The sequence below is a fragment of the Candidatus Kuenenbacteria bacterium genome (assembly GCA_012797775.1).
Lineage (GTDB): Bacteria > Patescibacteriota > Patescibacteriia > UBA2196 > GWA2-42-15 > JAAZMX01.
In genome coordinates, this window is sequence record JAAZOM010000011.1 from 1 (window position 1) to 18,309 (window position 18,309).

At 39.5% G+C, this 18,309-nt stretch carries 17 protein-coding genes and 3 tRNA genes; 6 read left to right on the forward strand and 14 right to left on the reverse strand.

The window, feature by feature from the left end; genetic code table 11:
* A partial coding sequence (locus GYA54_01365) for a hypothetical protein (protein NMC51361.1) occupies positions 1–795 on the forward strand: 795 nt, incomplete at its 5' end.
* A 266-nt stretch (positions 796–1,061) separates the two neighbouring features.
* Here GYA54_01365 and GYA54_01370 read toward each other — a convergent pair.
* From GYA54_01370 to GYA54_01385, 4 genes are all read right to left on the reverse strand, one after another.
* Positions 1,062–1,664 (reverse strand): nucleoside-diphosphate kinase, encoded by a 603-nt coding sequence (locus GYA54_01370; protein ID NMC51362.1) that lies wholly within the window; start codon positions 1,662–1,664, stop codon positions 1,062–1,064.
* 170 nt (positions 1,665–1,834) lie between these two features.
* Entirely contained in the window at positions 1,835–2,497 is a 663-nt protein-coding gene (gene trmD, locus GYA54_01375; protein NMC51363.1) for a tRNA (guanosine(37)-N1)-methyltransferase TrmD, read from the reverse strand.
* Positions 2,498–2,515: 18 nt separating this feature from the next.
* Positions 2,516–2,941: an endonuclease domain-containing protein gene (locus GYA54_01380; protein NMC51364.1), complete on the reverse strand. Its 426-nt coding sequence runs from the start codon at positions 2,939–2,941 to the stop codon at positions 2,516–2,518.
* Between the two features lie 127 nt (positions 2,942–3,068).
* Positions 3,069–3,389: a KH domain-containing protein gene (locus GYA54_01385; protein NMC51365.1), complete on the reverse strand. Its 321-nt coding sequence runs from the start codon at positions 3,387–3,389 to the stop codon at positions 3,069–3,071.
* Positions 3,390–3,576: 187 nt separating this feature from the next.
* Between GYA54_01385 and GYA54_01390 the strand changes: the two genes are divergently transcribed.
* Positions 3,577–4,332, forward strand: a complete 756-nt coding sequence (locus tag GYA54_01390; protein ID NMC51366.1) for a hypothetical protein — start codon at positions 3,577–3,579, stop codon at positions 4,330–4,332.
* A 73-nt stretch (positions 4,333–4,405) separates the two neighbouring features.
* Here the strand turns inward: GYA54_01390 and GYA54_01395 are convergent, their stop codons facing one another.
* The 5 genes from GYA54_01395 to GYA54_01415 form a co-directional block, all read right to left on the reverse strand.
* Positions 4,406–5,137 (reverse strand): hypothetical protein, encoded by a 732-nt coding sequence (locus tag GYA54_01395; protein NMC51367.1) that lies wholly within the window; start codon positions 5,135–5,137, stop codon positions 4,406–4,408.
* A gap of 1,014 nt (positions 5,138–6,151) precedes the next feature.
* Positions 6,152–6,227, reverse strand: a tRNA-Ala gene (locus GYA54_01400).
* Positions 6,228–6,494: a GIY-YIG nuclease family protein gene (locus GYA54_01405; protein ID NMC51368.1), complete on the reverse strand. Its 267-nt coding sequence runs from the start codon at positions 6,492–6,494 to the stop codon at positions 6,228–6,230.
* A gap of 287 nt (positions 6,495–6,781) precedes the next feature.
* A tRNA-Ala gene (locus GYA54_01410) sits at positions 6,782–6,857 on the reverse strand.
* A 217-nt stretch (positions 6,858–7,074) separates the two neighbouring features.
* A tRNA-Arg gene (locus GYA54_01415) sits at positions 7,075–7,146 on the reverse strand.
* Positions 7,147–7,307: 161 nt separating this feature from the next.
* Between GYA54_01415 and GYA54_01420 the strand changes: the two genes are divergently transcribed.
* From GYA54_01420 to GYA54_01435, 4 genes are all read left to right on the forward strand, one after another.
* Positions 7,308–10,580 carry a hypothetical protein gene (locus GYA54_01420; protein NMC51369.1) on the forward strand — a complete coding sequence of 1,091 codons (3,273 nt, stop codon included), beginning with the start codon at positions 7,308–7,310 and terminating at the stop codon, positions 10,578–10,580.
* Positions 10,581–10,607: 27 nt separating this feature from the next.
* The gene (locus tag GYA54_01425) at positions 10,608–14,993 is read left to right on the forward strand and encodes a glycoside hydrolase family 5 protein (protein NMC51370.1); all 4,386 of its coding nucleotides are present in this window, start codon (positions 10,608–10,610) and stop codon (positions 14,991–14,993) included.
* A gap of 129 nt (positions 14,994–15,122) precedes the next feature.
* Positions 15,123–15,521 (forward strand): polymer-forming cytoskeletal protein, encoded by a 399-nt coding sequence (locus GYA54_01430; GenBank protein ID NMC51371.1) that lies wholly within the window; start codon positions 15,123–15,125, stop codon positions 15,519–15,521.
* Between the two features lie 12 nt (positions 15,522–15,533).
* Positions 15,534–16,304: a hypothetical protein gene (locus GYA54_01435; protein NMC51372.1), complete on the forward strand. Its 771-nt coding sequence runs from the start codon at positions 15,534–15,536 to the stop codon at positions 16,302–16,304.
* 38 nt (positions 16,305–16,342) lie between these two features.
* Here the strand turns inward: GYA54_01435 and GYA54_01440 are convergent, their stop codons facing one another.
* From GYA54_01440 to rpmH, 5 genes are read right to left on the reverse strand one after another with little or no spacing between them, the layout of a single operon-like run.
* The gene (locus GYA54_01440; protein NMC51373.1) at positions 16,343–16,642 is read right to left on the reverse strand and encodes a PRC-barrel domain containing protein; all 300 of its coding nucleotides are present in this window, start codon (positions 16,640–16,642) and stop codon (positions 16,343–16,345) included.
* A complete protein-coding gene (locus GYA54_01445; GenBank protein ID NMC51374.1) occupies positions 16,626–17,417 on the reverse strand; it encodes a YidC/Oxa1 family membrane protein insertase in 792 nt (263 codons plus the stop codon). The genes GYA54_01440 and GYA54_01445 overlap by 17 nt, the downstream gene beginning before the upstream one ends.
* Before the next feature lie 10 nt (positions 17,418–17,427).
* Entirely contained in the window at positions 17,428–17,688 is a 261-nt protein-coding gene (gene yidD / locus GYA54_01450; GenBank protein NMC51375.1) for a membrane protein insertion efficiency factor YidD, read from the reverse strand.
* The gene (gene rnpA / locus GYA54_01455; protein ID NMC51376.1) at positions 17,685–18,035 is read right to left on the reverse strand and encodes a ribonuclease P protein component; all 351 of its coding nucleotides are present in this window, start codon (positions 18,033–18,035) and stop codon (positions 17,685–17,687) included. The genes yidD and rnpA overlap by 4 nt, the downstream gene beginning before the upstream one ends.
* 24 nt (positions 18,036–18,059) lie before the next feature.
* Positions 18,060–18,200, reverse strand: coding sequence for a 50S ribosomal protein L34 (gene rpmH / locus GYA54_01460; protein NMC51377.1), 141 nt, complete (start codon positions 18,198–18,200; stop codon positions 18,060–18,062).
* Between the last annotated feature and the right edge of the window lie 109 nt (positions 18,201–18,309).

The following is an 18,309-nucleotide window of genomic DNA, read 5'->3' on the forward strand; positions in this document are numbered from 1 at the left end:
CCTTACACTTACACGTGGAGCAATGGCGCCAGTGGATCATCGATCAACGTCAACCCGACAACCAACACGACCTACACAGTCACGGCCAAGGATGCGGACAACCGCACGGCGACCGACAATGTGACGGTTACGGTTAATCCGCCGGCACCCGTCATCCTGACCTTCTCCATCGAGCCCCGTAGTGGCCTGAAGCCGTTGACGGTCACCTTCTCTGCGACCGGAACCGGAACTCCTTACTGGAGTTTCGGCGATGGTGGCCACTTCTCGGGTTGGTCTGGAACCTATGTCTATCAAAATGCCGGAACGTTTGAGGCGAGCCTCACGGTGACCAGTGGCGGATCTTCTGTCCGCCAGTCTGCAATCATCACCGTGACAGCGCCACCCCCGTTGGTGGAGATTACGCTCCTCTCCAACACCCGTGGCATTGGTGTTGGAGATTCTACCGGTTCCGGCAATGATGAGAACAAGTTGCCGGCATATTGGATGTCGCCCCCAGCAACACTGGCCGGAATGACACCCTACATCACGGTCTCCTGCGAGGCTGGTCAGCGGTGGTATCTCAAAATCTACCGCTCGGCTGATGCTGAGCCGGAGTTGGTCTGGTTCACGGGTCCTGGTGAACACCAGGTCTGTGGGCCACTCCCCAACAATTTTCTCGGCTTGATAATTGGGGTCCAAACCGGTGGTGTAAAGGTTCATCTGCTGGTGGTGCGTGGCGTGGTTGCTCCGACCGCACGCTTGATGACAAATGAAAAATGGGTTCCGAAATACCTGGATCCCAAACCCCTGAACTAGTCCCTTAACCCTGCCTGGCGAGTGAGCCGACATAAACGAGAGCAACTCGTGCGTCGTGCTCCTCGCCATGGCAGATAATAAAAAATAAAAACAAAAATCCGCCAGCTGGCGGAAAACAAACGGGAGGAAAAACGAGCCCGTAGAAAGGAATTGTAAAAATATAAAAGCAATTCTATTTCTACGGGCTTTTATATTTGAAAAAAATACCCACAAAAAAACGGCCGCATGGCCGCTTTTTTAAAATCACAATTATTAAGTCTTAATACTTATTCTTTGATCCCATCCAAGTTGACATCATAAAGTATTTTGTCATGTGCCAGATTATAGCTCAAGATTTCATTATCATCAAACCACAATTTTATTTCTCTTTCTGCTTCTTCCGGTGATTCAGAACAGTGTACTAGGTTGCGGACCGCGCGGCCGGACAGGTTGGCCAGATCATAGGAATCAACAGTATAATCACCCCTAATAGTGCCGACGTCAGAGGTGGCCGGCTCTGTACCCCCGGTGATTTTGCGAACTACTGCCACGGCCTGATTGCCCTCAAAAACCATCGGGATAACCGGGCCGGCAGTCATAAATTCGACCAACTGCCTGACAATGTCTTTACCATATTCAACCGGCTCTTTTTCTGGGGTCAGACCTTTGTCCTTCATTTTACCGACGAGCATCTCGCCTTTCTCCAAAAACCACTTATCGTCTTTATTATAATGAGACCACAGGGCTTCTTCTTTGGCCATCATAATTTTTATAGCAGCCAGGCGAAGGCCAGTTTGCTCAAAGCGTTTTACAATCTCCCCTATCAAGGCGCGCTGGACAGCGTCTGGTTTCAAAATGACAAGGGTTCTCTCTCTTTTTATAGCTGGCATACTTTTATGATTTAATTTATAACTTTATTAAATAATAGAATAACATGGGGGCAGCGACAAGTCAATTATACAATTTTCAATTTACAATTTTTAAACAATTAATCAATTTCCCAATTTTAAAATTAAGATATTATAAAATTGTTTGAAAATTAAAAATTAGAAATTGAAAATTATTTCCGGTGTTCCTCTCGCCACTCTTTTATCTCTCTGTGGTTTCCTGATAATAATACCTTGGGTACAGCCAATTTTTTCTTTTTGCCTTTTTCCATATATTCAAAAACTTCTGGTCGAGTGTAGTGTGGGTATTCGACATAGCTACCGTCACCGGAAAATGTTTCTTCGACCGATGACTGATCATCACCCAAGACGCCGGGCAGTAATCGCGAGACCGCCTCAACTACGATCGCGGCTGGCAATTCTCCACCGGATAAAACGTATGGGCCGATGGAAATTTTTTCATCAATAAATTTTTCCACCCGGGCGTCCACGCCTTCATAGCGGCCGGCGATCATAATGAGCTGATCCAGCTTGGAGAATTCTTGGGCCTTGGCTTGATCAAATTTTTTGCCAGCGGGATCAAAAAGAATGACTCGTGATTTTTTGGCGCGTTTAATCTTCTTTAAAGTTTTGTAAAGTGGCTCGATTTTCATGAGCATGCCCGGTCCCCCGCCAAAGGGGCGATCATCTACAGTCTTGTGCACATCGGTGGCAAATTGGCGTGGATCGTGAAAATTTATGGTGATCAATTTTTTCTTTTGTGCGCGCTTTAAAATAGATTCATTGAAATATGAATCCAGGATATTGGGAAAAATGGTGATAACTTCAAAGTGCATAGGACAATCTATTAATTTTCAATTTCTTTCCCCTCCTTCTTGAGGAGGGGTGGCCGATCCCGCAGTCGCGGGAGAGGACGGGGTGGTGGGACAACTAGCCCAAACATGTTTTATCTCTTCAACAACTCCTGATAGATTATAGCGAATATCATTATTCCATATTCTTAAAATTTTTAAACCTAGTGTATTCAAATATTCTGTTCTTTTATTATCATATTCTAAATTGGCTTCTAAGTGTTGGCTACCATCAAGCTCAATAACTAGTTTATGGCTCGGACAATAAAAGTCCACAATATATGTGCCGAAACTAGCTTGGCGTCTAAATTTAGCTCCCAATTGATTGTTCCTAATTTGAGCCCAAAGGATAGCTTCTTCTTCAGTAGCTTTGTTTCTTAATTTTTTTCTAAGTGGCTTATATTTGTTTAAATTATGAGTTAGACGCATAGAGAATATCTCCCACCACCCCCTTCCCTTCGGGAAGTCCCCTCCTCAGAGAGGAGGGGAAAATTGTAAATTGAAAATTAAAAGAGCCACTCTACTATTGTAGCATGGCTCTTTTGTTAAACAAAAATTAAATCTTCAAGTCGTCGACTGCGGAAGTGTCGGTCATATCTTCGCTATGAGACATGCCCATGGACCTTCGGCCGCCTTCTGGCTCATTGATTTTCAGATTGACGTGGGCATTGTTTCTGGCGCCGACCAAGCGGAGCAAGGTGCGGACAGCCTTGGCATTTTGGCCTTTGCGGCCAATAACATAACCCATATCTTCTGGGGCGAGATTGAGAGTTAAGAGAACTCCCATTTCATCCACTTTTCTTTCCACGGAAACCTTTTCCGGGTGATCAACGAGAGCCTTGACAACATATTCCAAGAACTCTTTATCATTTACCATATTTCTTTGCTGATGAGTTTATAAGGTACAAATTGTTTAGTAAAAACGACCTTTACTGTTGAATTTATAGTAGCACGAATAATCTGTGAGGTCAACCTGTGCCATTCTCAGTATTTTTTGACACTTGACTGGTTATTAAAATGGGGATAGAATAATAAAAAAGTTTTAAAAATTAAATCCAAAAAATATGGGTCATAAGGAAGGAGAGACCATGGAACACAGCCACAGGGATCAAATTGAGAGAGACTGGACAGGACAGTTGGCGATTTACCAAAAAATAAAGCAATTGGGCGCCGAAGAATATTTTGCCAGTGTGGCCGACCTGGCCGCGGCTTTTAATGCCGACGATCACCATGTCCACTGCATGGACGAAAGAACGCCTGGCGGCATACATTGTGCTGGTTCTGGAATTCTTTTGGGCTTGGATGCGGCCGCTGAATTTTGCGCTAAGTCTGGAGCCAGAGGCATTACTAGCCACGAGAGTTGCGGTGCGGCTGCCATTTACGCACGACTTAATGGTCTGACCGGCAATTCGGATGAGCTTGGTGTAAGGTTTGCTCAAGATTTGGCAGTAAAAACTGGCTTGCCCTATGTTGGACATTTGCCAGTTAAAAAAGAACATCATTTTGCCCGTGCGGCATACTATGATGGCACGGGGATTTTTGACTCTACCAAAGCGGCTGATTTGCCACCAGGGTTTTTTATAAACCGTGCCAATTTGCCAGCTGATTATGCGGCCAATACGGAAGCTGCCACGGCGGCGAGAATCGCTATGGGGGACCATGGCTATGGTCAATTAATCACCACTCAAGAACCTTTTTGGTTTTTTGCCATTGCTAAAGGTGAGCTAACACTAGGAAAACTTATGGCCGAGCTGGAGCCTCTCAAAAAAGAATTTGGGGATAAGATAATCATCGCTGGATTTAACGCTCCCCAGAAATAGCCTTTCTTGATTCAAAACCCTGATCACTAGATCAGGGTTTGTTTTTTATTGGTTGTTAATTGCTGGTTGTTTTTTATGGCAGGGTTGCCCAAAGTATATCAAAAATCTGCTGATATCCTTTGGCTAAATTATTATCAATGATCACATAGAGGGCCAAGTCTTTCTCGTTTTCACCTTCAACAACAGAAACAATGTGATCACCAAAAATATTGATACTCATGTCGCTTGCCTTACCTTCTGGTAAAAATTTGCAACTGTCAGCAGAAATTTTGCTGCCCTCAAAAAATATATCTTTTTGGATACTATTCAAAATGTGTTTTTCTTTTAGCCCTATTGCCTCCGCTTCTAGGTGAAAACTATTAACGAAACTTTTTATTTTTTCATTAAATAAAAAACCGGCGCTGCCAATCGTATAAAGATCGGCGCCGGTTTTTAAAATATCACGTAAATAATTTTTAACTCCTTCGAGCCCGCGATAGACAAAAATTTCTTGTTTGCGCGGGTTTTTGTGGTATTGCTCCTCTAGGGCTGGCAAAATGGCCGAGAGTTTGTTCTCTTTGGCCCTGATAATTTCTAGTAATTTTGAGGGGCTGGCAGCTTTATAGGTATTTTCCTCTTTACTTAATACTGGAAAAATTAGGCCTTTTTCCACCAATCGATCAATGGCATCATAAGCGTTGCGACGGTGGATACCAGAATTAAGCGAAACTGAAGATACATTAAGTGCCCCTTCATTAAGTAGGGTTTCGTAAATTTTTGCTTCATTGGGCGTTAGCCCTATTTCTTGAAAAATTTGAGAGTACATTTTATTTTTGTAATTATTTTTGTTTAAATATTGACTTTTTTGTTTTGGTACCAAGTCGGCCGGTTATTTTGTTTTTGTCTGTCTGTTGGTGGATTGGCTAATTTTTGTATTTATTTTATGCTTTATATTGTGGTGGTGGATATCACCATATGGTGTTGATTATCACTCATTATATATTTATTATATCACTTATTAACAAAAAAATTAATAACCACTGTATTTTTGTCTTTGTTTTATTTTTTTGGCTAATATTGTTTATTTTATAAATTAAAAAATGTTCCACGTGGAACATTTTTCAACATTTTTTAATGTTTTTACCCAACTTGTCCACATATTTGTAGACAAAGCCATATAATTATCTTGACATTATCAGTATAATTACAATTTTCTTTTGTTTTTGTGGCGATTCTGCTTTAATATTTTTAATTTTTAAATTATTTTATTAAAATTACTCTTTTTCTTTGGTCTTGCCTGTTTTATTAGATCTCTGGTGCCCGATGCTCATTGTCTTTAATATTAATTAATATATATTCTGTCTCTCTTGCGATAAAGTGGATATTAATTATTCTTTTTTATTGTTTTTTATTCTTTTTGATATTTTAGAAAAAATAATATATTTTAAAAAAATTACTATAATTTTAATTATTATTTAATTTTAGCAAATATTATTCTTTTCTTGAAAATAAATTATTTTTTGTGAAATTTGTCTATTTTTTATTATTTTTTGCTAATATTAGTTAAATATTGCTTTTTTGATAAAAAAAATAATGTTGATAACCTGTGTATTGTTTAGCAAATCTGTTTAAAACTAAAAACAGCCCCCATCGGCTGTTTTAAATTAATCTGGTGGACCCTAGGGGGATCGGTTCCTGGGTAGCGCACAAAAGTGCCGCTGGCACTTTTGACGACGCCCACTGCGTCACTATGCTCCTTGTTCGCTTCTACCCTTCGATCCCCTTAAAAGTCATAAAATTAACCCCAAAAAACAGCTATTTCTAGCTGTTTAATATATATTGGTGGACCCTAGGGGGATCGAACCCCTCACCTCTTCCATGCCATGGAAGCGCTCTACCAGATGAGCTAAGGGCCCTTATCTTAAACTTATACACCCACTTTTTATAATTTTCTCAATAATTTTCCGACTTTTTAATCTTTTAATTCTATACTCTAGTCTTCTTGCCTCTTTAATATCTAACAAGGGATAAAACATAATCAGTTGCCACGGTCTTAGGCCCTTGGTTGATTTTACTAATCCAGCATTGTGCTCAATGAGTCTATGGTCGACATTTTTTGAGCTACCAACATAATAACTACTATTTTTTAAACTTTTTAGAACATAAACACCAATTTTGTTCATAAGCAAGTCCTCACCTCCCCGACAGCACCAAGCTTGTCGGGACGCTCTACCAGATGAGCTAAGGGCCCAAAATATAATTATTATTATAAAGTATAATTGATGTAAAAAATAAAATCAAATTGGCTAATATAAAATAAATTCTGGTGGACTTACCGGGAATTGTCCCGAGATAAACTCGGGATGCCGACTTCATGTCGGCAAACCCGGAACCCGGTCCCTCACTTTTTCCAAAACAACAAATAAAAATACCCTTGCTAAAAAGTGGCGACTATTAATTCCCCTTGTTTTGGTGGACCAAGGGGGATTCGAACCCCCCACCTCGGCAATGCGAATGCCGCGCTCTACCAAATGAGCTATTGGCCCACTAAAATAAGGGTTTAAAAGTGTGGGACGAATGCCGTGTTATACCGTTTAACTATAAGCCCGAGGCCATGGCGGGCAGGTGCAAATATGGGGATATAACCAAACGAGCCAGGGGATATTAAAAATATTATCCCCTATTATCAACTTTTTTACCCAACTTGTCCACAATTGCGTTGACAAAAACTTTTTACCTCTTTATAAACAAACTCTGGTCTATTCTCCCCAGTAGGAATTGAACCTACATCTAGGGCTTAGGAGTCCCTTGTTCTATCCGTTGAACTATGGGGAGAGAAAATAACAAACTCTTGGCACTGTGCCATGTCTGCGAATAGATCCGAAAATGTATTGGACTAACTAAAGCATAATTTATTTTTGGGTTCTTGGCAAACAAAAATAATTTCAAAATAAAATAATTGTGTTATAATAATAATATAGAAAATAACGGATTGTATGATGTCCGAGATTTTTGGTGATAATCAAAAACAAACCCTAAAAAAAACTAACTTTGTTTTAAAGTCCGCTTTTTTTATAGCGGTTTTTATTTTATGTGGAAATATTATAGCCCTGAAAACCGGGCTAACAGAACAACTGTCAAAAATTTTTTACTACCCTATAGGAGGATCAGTGGCGGGGGAATATGCGGTGAGAATAGCGGCAGGAGATGAGCCCAACTGGAACCCCTCATACCCAAGGGTTACCTATGTTACCCCATCGGCAGACTCCTATTTCACTGGTTGCGCTGAGATCTCGGGAAACTTTGATGTGGTAGGCGTCTCTTATGGTAACTCTAGCTGTGCTCAAGCAATAAAAAATAAAAATAATCAGGTAATAATTTTTGGCCAACTTAGAAGCGCGGTCTCTCTACTAGATGAGACACAAAAAGAGGATGATTTTGTCGATGTTTTGCCATATTTAGCCTTCAGAAGTGACGGCTACCAGCTAGCACAAGATGTGGCACCAAATACTACGGATGTTGATATAAAATTAAATAAAATTGACGGACTATCTACTGGCAATGGAAGATCTATTATTGTTGTTGGACCAAATAAGCTTAGTGATATTGACCAAATCGTAAACTACCCTGGGCTTGATCGTTTTTCTTATGCTTCAATAGATGCAGCTAATACGACGCTAAGGGGTGTTGGCGCTGGGCACGTAGATAAAAATTATAGTGCCGGTGATTATGTTATCCAGGTACCAAAAGTTGGGGGCTGGTTGGTAAATGTTTCCACAAGAAATCCAACCTATAAAGACAATATAGCTTTTTATATTAATGATAAATACAAAAATGTTTCATCCTCTTATTTAAAATCTATAGATGCTATTTGGTATGATGCTTTCCGTTTTACCGGGGCCGAATCAGAGTTTGACAATGTGGATTTCAATCTTGATTTCGTGGCAGACACGCTGGCGGAAAAAACTAGCTCTTGGCAGGCTGGGCTGAAAGAAACATTTACCGCAGAAAAACAATATACTGGTAAAAAATATGTAATAACAAATGATGGTAATGGTGTGGTTCTCCCCAGCAGTGTAGCATCTTGGCATGATGGTTTTATAGTTGAGTCTTGCATGTTCTATATAAATTCGTGGAATGACTATCTAAAAACACTCCAGGCGTGGAGCGATGCTGGGGATAGATTTATCCTCTGCACTGATGAAAAATTTGATCCCTCTTATTGGACTGCTGAAAAAAAAGAGCGTTATAAAAATTATTTCAGCGACATGCGCTATGGCTTAACAACCAACACGATGGGAGATGCTTTCTATGGTCGTGAGGTTGGACAATACTACCAAATAAATCTTTGGTACGATGAGTACCAGACAGATTTGGGGTATCCGAAAAGTAAGGCACAAAAAATTAACAGCTTGTGCTTCAATGAAAAAATTGACTACACAACTTATGAACGTTGCCCATATGTCCGATTTTTTGACAATGGAGCGGCAATTGTTAACCCAACATTTAAAGATATAACAATAAAAGATAGTGATATAAAAGGTTTGGCTGGCTATGCCGGCCCATATTATAGATTTTATGGGGGGCAATCTCCCACTGTTAATAATGGAAAGCAGTTGACGGATGGCGACCCCGTTGTTTTAACAGGACAGTATGCCGGCAATCCGGGCAAAGATGGAAAAAATAAGGGTGATGGAATTTTATTATTTAAAAAACCTGATTATTATGTAGTAGCCGATATTTTGGTCGGTAATTTTAATAATAATGATACATCTCCGGGGAGTAAGCCCGTCGAAACGACTGGCAGTTGGCCCAATGGCATAGATACTGGGGCGAAAACAAATCCTTATTTTTCACAATGGAACTGGGATGGTGATGAAGGTTGGGGATATTTTTATACTACTGATCAAAGTGCTACGGCTACTTTCAGGCCAACCATTGGCATCGGTGGTGAGTATGAGGTTTTTGAGTGGCATGGCTGGGCCAACAACGGTGGGGGTGGTGGGGAAGCTACAAATGTAAAAACAGAAATAAAACATGCCAACGGCACACAAAATACAACTATCAACCAGCGTGGCAACTATGGCAAGTGGAACAGTCTTGGAAAATTTATTTTTAATGCTGGTACTGATTGTTATGTAAAAATTTCAGCATCTGGGGCCGACGGAACCGTCTTGGCTGACGCGGTAAAATTTGTTTTTACCGGAAACTCCATACAACCACCACAACCACCGCCACCACCAGTTTGTAATAATAACGGTAACTGTGATGAACCTGGAGAAACAAATGCTAACTGCCCAAATGATTGCCCACCAGTCCCTAGCGGACAGTGCTATGCGGCGGATCATTTTTTAAACAGTACTTTAACTGATTTTAGTAAGTTTCATTTCAAGGGTGGCCCAGAAAAACAGGTTGATTTTCCAGATAATACTCATGCGCGCATACACCTAGAAGGAAGTATGAATAATCCAACTTCTGGAATCATTATGAAAAACGACATCCCTGCTGGCACGACTGACTTTGAAGTAAAAGTAGAGAGGTCTGGTCCGGAAGACGAAGTTGAAATTCTTTTCATGGAGGGCGATCCTGATGCTTGTAAAAATTTTCTGATTGCCCTGCACCCGGTTTCCTTTGCCAATGCGGTCGGCAAAACAAGCCCAACTGGCTCAGCCGGACTAGGCTGCACCGACAGCAACCAATGCAAGAGATTCTTAGAGATCCAATATTATGGTGATGGCACCAAGGGCACTAGCGCCGACAATTTGCCTGGCTATCCCAATTGTGATGATGCAAACCCAAAAGAATTTGTCTTGGTCTCTGAACAAAGCAAGGTTGATAATTTGCTGGTATTAAAAGTGGTAAAACAAGGTTCGGTTTATGATATTTACAATGATGACCAAAAAATCGGCACCTATACTGATTCAAAAAATCTTAATATTACCAAGGTGGCTGTGGTTAATCGCTCTAGTAACAGTCTAAAAAGTGACTATGCAACAATTGGACCAATAGGCGTAGATTGCTTTACTAATAATACCAACTTAATGGCTGATCTAAACTGCGATGGCAGGGTGGACGTAATCGACCTTGGTGTTTTGCTTTCCTGTTGGCAGGATAATTTTAAAATAGGGTGTGTGAGCAGCTCGATAAGTTGTGACAAATCACCCGATATAAATATCGACGGTGCGGTCAATATTGTTGATTTTGGGCTAATGCTTGGCTGCTGGGGCAATAATACTAGTGATAGTTGCAAGGCGCCCGTCTCGCCATAAAAATATTTTGATAATTAAAATTAGGGTATGAAAAAAAATAAACAAAAAATAAATTGGAGTTTTTGTTTAAAGTCTTTTTTGGTGATTTTTGTTTTTATTATTACCTCAATGGTTTTACTTTATGGTTCGGGAATAACTGATCGGCTATCAAATTGTTTTTATGTAGAACAATATGGTGAAGTGGCTGGAGAATATAGTGTAAGGATGGCGGCAACACAAGTGAATACGCTAGCTATAAATCAAAATAATTTTACCATTAACGGACAAACATCTTTTCTTTTGGGGGCTTCCGTTTTCGATGCTATAAATTGGGACGAGACAAAAATGGTTTCTGATTTGGATTATCTGGCACAAAATAATTATAATCTGATCCGTGTTTGGGCTGATTGGCAGTGGCAGGATGGGACTCAAAATAGTTCACGTAATAGTACTGTATATGATACGACAAAAAAGGATGGCTCTCTAGACACAATAAAAATTGAAAAACTCAAAAGAATAATAGACGCGGCAAAGACCAGGGGAATTATAGTTGACTTGGTTATTACTGATTTTAATCCATCTTATTATGTAGATGGAGAGTCCTTACAAAGTTTGTTGTCAAAACACCAAAAAGCGGCTACCAACATAACCACTGCCTTACAAGGAAAACCAAATTTGTTTTTTGATTTAATGAACGAGCATGATAATAATGGCAGTAGCTCTTATCTGCCTTTCCCTAGTCATGATGACATAAAAAAAATCGCCGAAGCTGTGCGAGCGGCTGACGGCTCTAGATATATTACTGTTTCCAACCGAGGCAATACATCTATGGTACAAACACAAATAGTTGATGAGTTATCAAAAACCAATAACCCTTTTTATACCCCACATTTTAGCAGAACCTCCGACTGGTGGAGTAGTACAGGAGAGAGAATCGGGGCTGTTAAAACTATTTTAAATAATATGTCCCCAGTAAGGAATATTCCCATCTACCTGCAAGAAGAACAAAATTTTGGCGATGATCCTACACAGAGCCACTTTGTAGAGGCGGCCAAACAAGCCAAAAATAACAATGCGGCGGGGTGGGTCTTCCATCAAACCGCTGGCTTTGATCTAAAAAATAGCAAATCATTTAAAGACCAGCTCGGTGATAATGGGAGAGCAACCCTTGAAGCTATTGGAGCGGCTGTGGGGACTCCAGGCGGGCCGACTGGAGATTGTAATATAAAAACAGATGTGAATTTTTGGTCTGTTTCTAATGGTAATGACTTCAAAGAAATACCTATTTGTAATAGTTCTCAGGCTGGGTATGTTGAGTTTGAGGTTTCTGGAATAAGTCTTGATAATATGCCACTAAAAACTGGTTATTCTGTTTTTACGATTTTGGATAAAAGCGGAGTTAACAACCCCTATGAAACAAGCCAAAATCCAAATTATATAACACTAAAAATCTTGGGACAAGGATATGGTGGGGAGTATCCAGGAATGATTCATTATCGATCAAATATAAACAACACTTGTGATTATATGCAATGCCATCATGAAAATGATGGGGTAAAGGGCTCAAGGTGTAGCGATGACACTGACTCCCCCTCTGATCAGTGCCCACCGGCGTGGGAATGGTACGGTGATTTTCCTTACGAACCATGGGAAAATAAAACCCACAAATTTAGAATAGAGTGGGGCGCGGGAAGCAACAACAAACATTTGATTTATAAATATTGGTCCAACGGCACTTGGCAAACATTAAAAGATTGGGATCCTGGCCAAATAACCAATGCAAAATATCAAAACTTTGGCTGGCTAGCAGATAATATGGTTTTAAGATTGGGCAATAGTACAATGTACCCGGGTATAAAGGGGTCTATATATAAAAACATAACAGTAAAAACAACCAGCCCCGGCACTACCCCAAAAAAATGCGTGGCTGATTTGGCTGGGAAAATTTGCCAACCAAATCAGACCTGCTCGACTGGGAACTTTGCTACGGCTAGTGATACAAATTATTGTTGCGTGGGCGGGACGTGTCAGGGTGGCTGCTCAGCCGGCTACTCTTATTGCAAGCTGGGGAAAATGTGCGCGAGTGATCGATGGTATTATAATACGCCAACAACCGAATGCTGCGCCACGAATTGCATGACAATGCCAAGAATAAGTAATTTCCCTGTCCAACTACCTCCTTATTTAAATACTGATAAATCAAAATATGATTTGAATATTGGCACAGCCGACAATCAAGTTGATTTGTTTATAAATTATAATACAACGCTACAAAACAATGCATTGGCTCCTTTGAGCCAAATACTAATAACCCCAGCTTCCCCGGTGCCGAGTGCCCCAACAAATGAAAAAGTAATAAAGGCCTACAATTTTGGTTTGGGTGGGGCGCAATTTGATCCACCAATAAAATTGGCCTTTAATTATACCAACGCAGAAATGACCGGGATTGTCGAAAGTAGTTTATATATCGGACTGTGGGATAGCGGTAATAATAAATGGATAAAACAAACAACTAGCTTGGACCAAGCAAATAATAAAGCCGAGGCACAAATCTCTCATTTTTCTATCTATGGATTACTGGGAGGATTGCTTTGTGGTAATGGTACTTGTGACACTGGGGAAAATAGTATAAATTGCCCGGCTGATTGTCCACCTACTCCCCAAATTAATTGTGGAAATGGGATCTGCGAGGGTGGCGAGACAAATGCCAATTGCCCGGCTGACTGCCCGACAGGCGGTGGCTCGGCAGATTTGATAAAAATAGATGACAACGCTAGGAATCCAGCCGTGGTAGTCGATAGTATGGGAAACCTACATGTGGCATACGACTGTGTTAGCGCTGGTGGAGTTTGTTATAGAAAAATTTATCAGGAAATGGGACAAATCAAAAAGGGCCCGGTAATACCCCTAGCCTCTGGGACCAATGACCCAAGGGTTGGGATAACAGATGGCGACCAGATACATATCGTCACTGCAGTCAAATATATAGTCATTGAACCAGACGGGACCATAATAAAAAAGGATTTGCCCGCCTTAAATAGCCCAAGGCTGGCGTTAAGTACAAAAAACCCTGGGGAGGCATATGTTCTGTATCGGGAGACTGATCGTTATGGGGCTATAAAAATGAAAAAGATAAAGGCCTCTGGTGGTACTATTAGTGAGGAGGCAACAATAACAGTAAATGATAAATGTTCAAAACCACAAATGCCAGGAAATGTTGTGGTTGACAAGGATGATGTCGTCCATTTGACCTGGCGTCAATTTGGAGATAGTGACTCGATTTGTCCGGGGAGAAATGTCCAATATATACAATACAAAAATAATTCTTTCGTAAACAAGAAAGAGATTTTTGGCGCCACTAGCGATTATACCGACATGGAACTAAATGAAGCAACTGGAGAATTTCATATGATTGCAACTACCCCCCAAGGCACCTGTGGCTTGGCTTATCGCACAATGGATATGGGTGGCAACTTAAGCCCAATATATTATCTATATTTACCTTATGGTATAACCTATGCTTGCACCAAGCCGGCTGGAGAAACGGCCAGCTATATAATAAGCGGTGCGGCGGACAGGCGTGGTGAGGCGAATATTACTGCTCCGTATATGTCTTTTGAAAATGATGGAAAATTACACATTGCTTTTATTGGTGCTGGCACACAAATAAGACCAGACACCATAGAAGATGCACTAAAAAATGTTTATTGGGAGGTAGATAATATAGACCCCAATAGTATGCCAGTGCCAAATTCTTCTGACCTAGAGCAACTAAAGGCCAGGTGGCTTTCTCAAAACTCCGGCAAGACAACTAATGATTATATAGAAATGTTGAATGAAGAAATTTTTTGTTGGAATAATCCTGCCTCCTATTTATCAGCAAAAGGATGCTATTATTATACTGCTTATCATACTGTTTTGGATAAAGCGACCCTGAAGTCAGACACGCCTCCTGGTGGGGATGCCCCAAACAATATCCCAACTCCGGAAAAATTTACTCCAGAAAGAACAAAAGAAAGCGACCAGGGGAGCGATGCGAGCAATCCAATCATTGACAAGGCCTGGAATCAGGGAGTGTTTATGGTTTTTGAAGATGATTATGAAAATCCAAAATTTAATATTTATCTAAAAGCGGTGGGTGGAGCTGTGATCGGCATACCACAAATGAAAGCTGATCTAAACTGCAGCGGCAAGGTGGATGTGGTAGATCTTGGTATTTTGATGTCTTGCTGGGGAAATAATTATGATCAATACAGTCCTCAATCCTGTGCCTTGGGGGCTAATATAAAAGCTGCTTGCAAAAGGCCTATAAATATTGATGGCCTAACAGGCTCTGATGGTAAAGAAACTATTGATATTAGTGATTTTTCAATTATGATGGGCTGTTGGGGGGTAAATAATAGCCCCCAATGTTTCGCTGTTATTGGTCCGTAATTTTTGATAAAAATAGCAAAAATTGGCCAAAAAAATCTGGTCAATTTTTGTTTTATGTGGGGCTTTACAATGAGCCCTAAAAATATTAAGCTAACTATAAGATTATTATTAATTCATGCTATAAAATATATGTTTGGCAAAAATCAATCCATGGAAAACGATAGCTCGGCTATAGACACAATTATTGGGCCTTCTGTCAGCGTAGAGGGAAACTTCAAGGGTGAGGGTAATATTGTAGTAGAGGGTGAAGTAAAGGGTAGTTTAAAAACAAAGGGGTATTTAAAGGCATCAGAGTCATCTGTAATTGTGGCCAATATCTCGGCTGGTGATGCGGAAATTGCCGGACAATTGGTTGGAAACATAAAAGTAAGGGGCATCTTGGATATAAAGAATACCGCATCTGTTCAGGGCGACATAGAAGCACAGGGGATCTCTGTGGCCAACGGAGCAATAATAAATGGTAATCTAAAAATGAAGTCCATACAGGGAGAGAAAGACATAGCCACAGAGGAACAAAACAATAATTAATTTTTTAGAACGATGTATTGTTATATTTACGATAGTTTTCTAAATCAAAAAAAATATGAAAAACAACTCTCAAAAATAGAGTTGTTTTTGGCTGATTTGGGTATTGGCGGGAGAATACACAAATTAAATGTATTAAAAAATTTGGAGGAATTAATCAGTGAAGAAATTAATGGTGGAACAAAAAACTTAATAGTGGTAGGCAATGATCAAACGGTTAGCCGCGTATTGGATTTTTTGGTTGGGAAAAATGTAGCACTTGGAATAATTCCGATGGGAGAAAACAATGCATTGGCTGAGTCTATCGGCATTGGCTCTCCAGAAGATGCCTGTAAAATAATTTCGGCCAGGCTGATCGGAGAGATGGATGTGGGAAAAATAAATGAACAATATTTTCTGATGGGACTAGAGGTTGATGATCATAATGTTATTTTTAATTTTAAAGAATACAACATTAACCCCAGAGAAAATAATAATACTGTTGGTATTTGTAATATAAATACCAAAAAATACGATTTCAATTCCCGATTTGATGACGGCGTGATGGAGGCGGTGTTTATACCCGGGCAACAGAGCTGGTGGCAAGGATTATTTAATAAAAAAGAACCGGAAAATGCCCAGAAAATCAGCATTTTCCCAATAAAAACGCTGGAAATTGAACACCGAAAAAAACCAGTTAATATTATTATAGATGGGCAAAGAACAATAAAAACCCCAGCGAGAATAGAGGTGTTAAAGAGAAAATTAAAAATAATAATGGGAAAAAGTTTTATAAATAACATTTAAGAACCCCGACAGATGCCGGGGTTCTTAAATAAACAATATTATTCTGGGGTAGGACTGGTGACTGGCTGTTTTTTCCTCTCGGTACTAAATTTTTTTTCTTTGCTCTTAACAAAATTATCAGAAACAATAATTTTATCTTCTGAAATATCTATAATTTGACCACGATTGATAATTAATCTGTTTTTAAAAAGGCTGGTAATGGCGTGGTGGGGAATAATATAATAATTAATAATGCTCTGTGAGTCTATGTCAATCTCAAAATCTGCCAGGCGGCCAATCTCCTGACCCGCCTCGGTAAAAACCGGCAAATTAATAATTTTTTTATTGTTTATTATCATTGTCTGTTATTTCTTTTAAATTGATGGGCTTGGCGTCGGTTGAAATGACCACCCCATCCTTTTTTTCTTTAAAATGTTTCTTAAAAATATAGAGTTGTTGAAGCGCGGTTAAAACCGTACTTAAAAACCAATAAAAGGTAAGACCGGCGGGAAGGCTTAGGCCAATCAAAAAAGTGAAGGCTGGCATAAAATAAAGAGTTTGTTTGTTGAGGGCCGACGTTAGGGCCTCGTCTTTGGAGCCACCAACTTTTGGTTGACGCTTGGTGATAAGCATACTAGATGCCCAATATTGAGCAATGGCGGCTAGAAAGGCCAATATAATATTTTTGACCGAAAAATCAAGAAACCCAAAGGCCATGGGGTTGATATTGCCGGGGTTTTTTACAAAAGAGTACAAAATCTCCAAACTCTCTGGCTTGAGTCCGTTTCGAAAAACATTATAAACGGCGATAAGGAAGGGTAGTTGTATCAAAAGTGGGAGACACGAAGATGTAGGATTAATTTTCTCGTTTTTGTATAGAGCCATCATTTCGCGCCCCATAGCCTCTTGGTTGCCTTTATTTTTGGCTTTTATGGCATCCATTTTGGGCTGGAGGTCTTGGAGGGCCTTTTGGGCCTTTATGGACTTGACTGAGAGTGGGTAAAGGATGATTTTGATAAAAAGGGTCATTAAAATAACAGCAATGCCAATATCCTGGAAAGAAATAGTATTATAAAAAAAGACCAACAAATTAAAGAGTGGTTGATATATTAAGACATGATAAATTTCGGTCATAAAAAAATATTTATTTTACTGGATCATAGCCGCCAGAAGAAAGCGGGTGGCAACGAAAGACTCTTTTAAAAGAAAACAAAAATCCTTTAAATAAGCCATATTTTTTAATACTTTGGATGGCATAATCAGAACAGGTGGGGTAAAAACGGCACTGTCCTTGGGGTTTGATAATTTTACCCAAAAAGCCATGATCAAAAGATAGGGTTTTTTGATATATTTTAATAATAAAAATTGCTAATTTTCGCGGAAAATATTTAATATTTAAAGTCATTCTTTGTTTTTTAAGATATGGGATTTATAAAAAAGAGAGACCAACTCTTGTTCTAGCTCTGAATAAGATAATAAAACAGAGGATATTTTGGCTATTATGACAATATCAAAGCCGTCTTTAAATTCTGATAAATGTTTTTTAATGATGGCCCTAATTCGCCTTTTTAATAAGTTCCTAACCGTCGCTTTTTTGCTAATATTAGTAGAAATTATAATACCAAAACGGTTTTTGGAGTCTACTAAATGGTGGATCACTAGATTAAAAAAGGGACTAGAATATCTTTGCCCTTTTTTAAAAACCTGATCATACTCTTTTTTGAGGCGCAAGCGGTTGTTTTTAGCCAGCATATTTTTGGCTAAAATTAGAAAAAATTATAAAGCTAAGCGAGCCCTTTTTTTGGCTCTGCGCCTTTTTATTACCTTACGACCATTTTTGGTCGACATGCGCACCAAAAAGCCGTGAGTTTTGGCCCTTTTCCGTTTTTTCGGCTGGTAAGTTCTTTTTGTTGCCATAAAATTAAATTTAATTTATAAAAACATTAAAATTCAATTTTACAATAACACAAAATACAAAACAAATCAAAATATTGGGCTAAAATTTGTTTTTGTTAATTAATCTTTA

Bases quoted from the DNA above. Each gene is read 5' to 3' on its own strand.
- GYA54_01420 (NMC51369.1), top strand. From the start codon at position 7,308: ATGATGTCCGAGATTTTTGGTGATAATCAAAAACAAACCCTAAAAAAA.
- rpmH (NMC51377.1), bottom strand. From the start codon at position 18,200: ATGGCAACAAAAAGAACTTACCAGCCGAAAAAACGGAAAAGGGCCAAA.
- GYA54_01380 (NMC51364.1), bottom strand. From the start codon at position 2,941: ATGCGTCTAACTCATAATTTAAACAAATATAAGCCACTTAGAAAAAAA.
- yidD (NMC51375.1), bottom strand. From the start codon at position 17,688: ATGACTTTAAATATTAAATATTTTCCGCGAAAATTAGCAATTTTTATT.
- GYA54_01390 (NMC51366.1), top strand. From the start codon at position 3,577: ATGGGTCATAAGGAAGGAGAGACCATGGAACACAGCCACAGGGATCAA.
- GYA54_01425 (NMC51370.1), top strand. From the start codon at position 10,608: ATGAAAAAAAATAAACAAAAAATAAATTGGAGTTTTTGTTTAAAGTCT.
- GYA54_01405 (NMC51368.1), bottom strand. From the start codon at position 6,494: ATGAACAAAATTGGTGTTTATGTTCTAAAAAGTTTAAAAAATAGTAGT.
- GYA54_01370 (NMC51362.1), bottom strand. From the start codon at position 1,664: ATGCCAGCTATAAAAAGAGAGAGAACCCTTGTCATTTTGAAACCAGAC.
- GYA54_01435 (NMC51372.1), top strand. From the start codon at position 15,534: ATGTATTGTTATATTTACGATAGTTTTCTAAATCAAAAAAAATATGAA.
- GYA54_01395 (NMC51367.1), bottom strand. From the start codon at position 5,137: ATGTACTCTCAAATTTTTCAAGAAATAGGGCTAACGCCCAATGAAGCA.
- GYA54_01430 (NMC51371.1), top strand. From the start codon at position 15,123: ATGTTTGGCAAAAATCAATCCATGGAAAACGATAGCTCGGCTATAGAC.
- trmD (NMC51363.1), bottom strand. From the start codon at position 2,497: ATGCACTTTGAAGTTATCACCATTTTTCCCAATATCCTGGATTCATAT.
- GYA54_01440 (NMC51373.1), bottom strand. From the start codon at position 16,642: ATGATAATAAACAATAAAAAAATTATTAATTTGCCGGTTTTTACCGAG.
- GYA54_01445 (NMC51374.1), bottom strand. From the start codon at position 17,417: ATGACCGAAATTTATCATGTCTTAATATATCAACCACTCTTTAATTTG.
- GYA54_01385 (NMC51365.1), bottom strand. From the start codon at position 3,389: ATGGTAAATGATAAAGAGTTCTTGGAATATGTTGTCAAGGCTCTCGTT.
- rnpA (NMC51376.1), bottom strand. From the start codon at position 18,035: ATGCTGGCTAAAAACAACCGCTTGCGCCTCAAAAAAGAGTATGATCAG.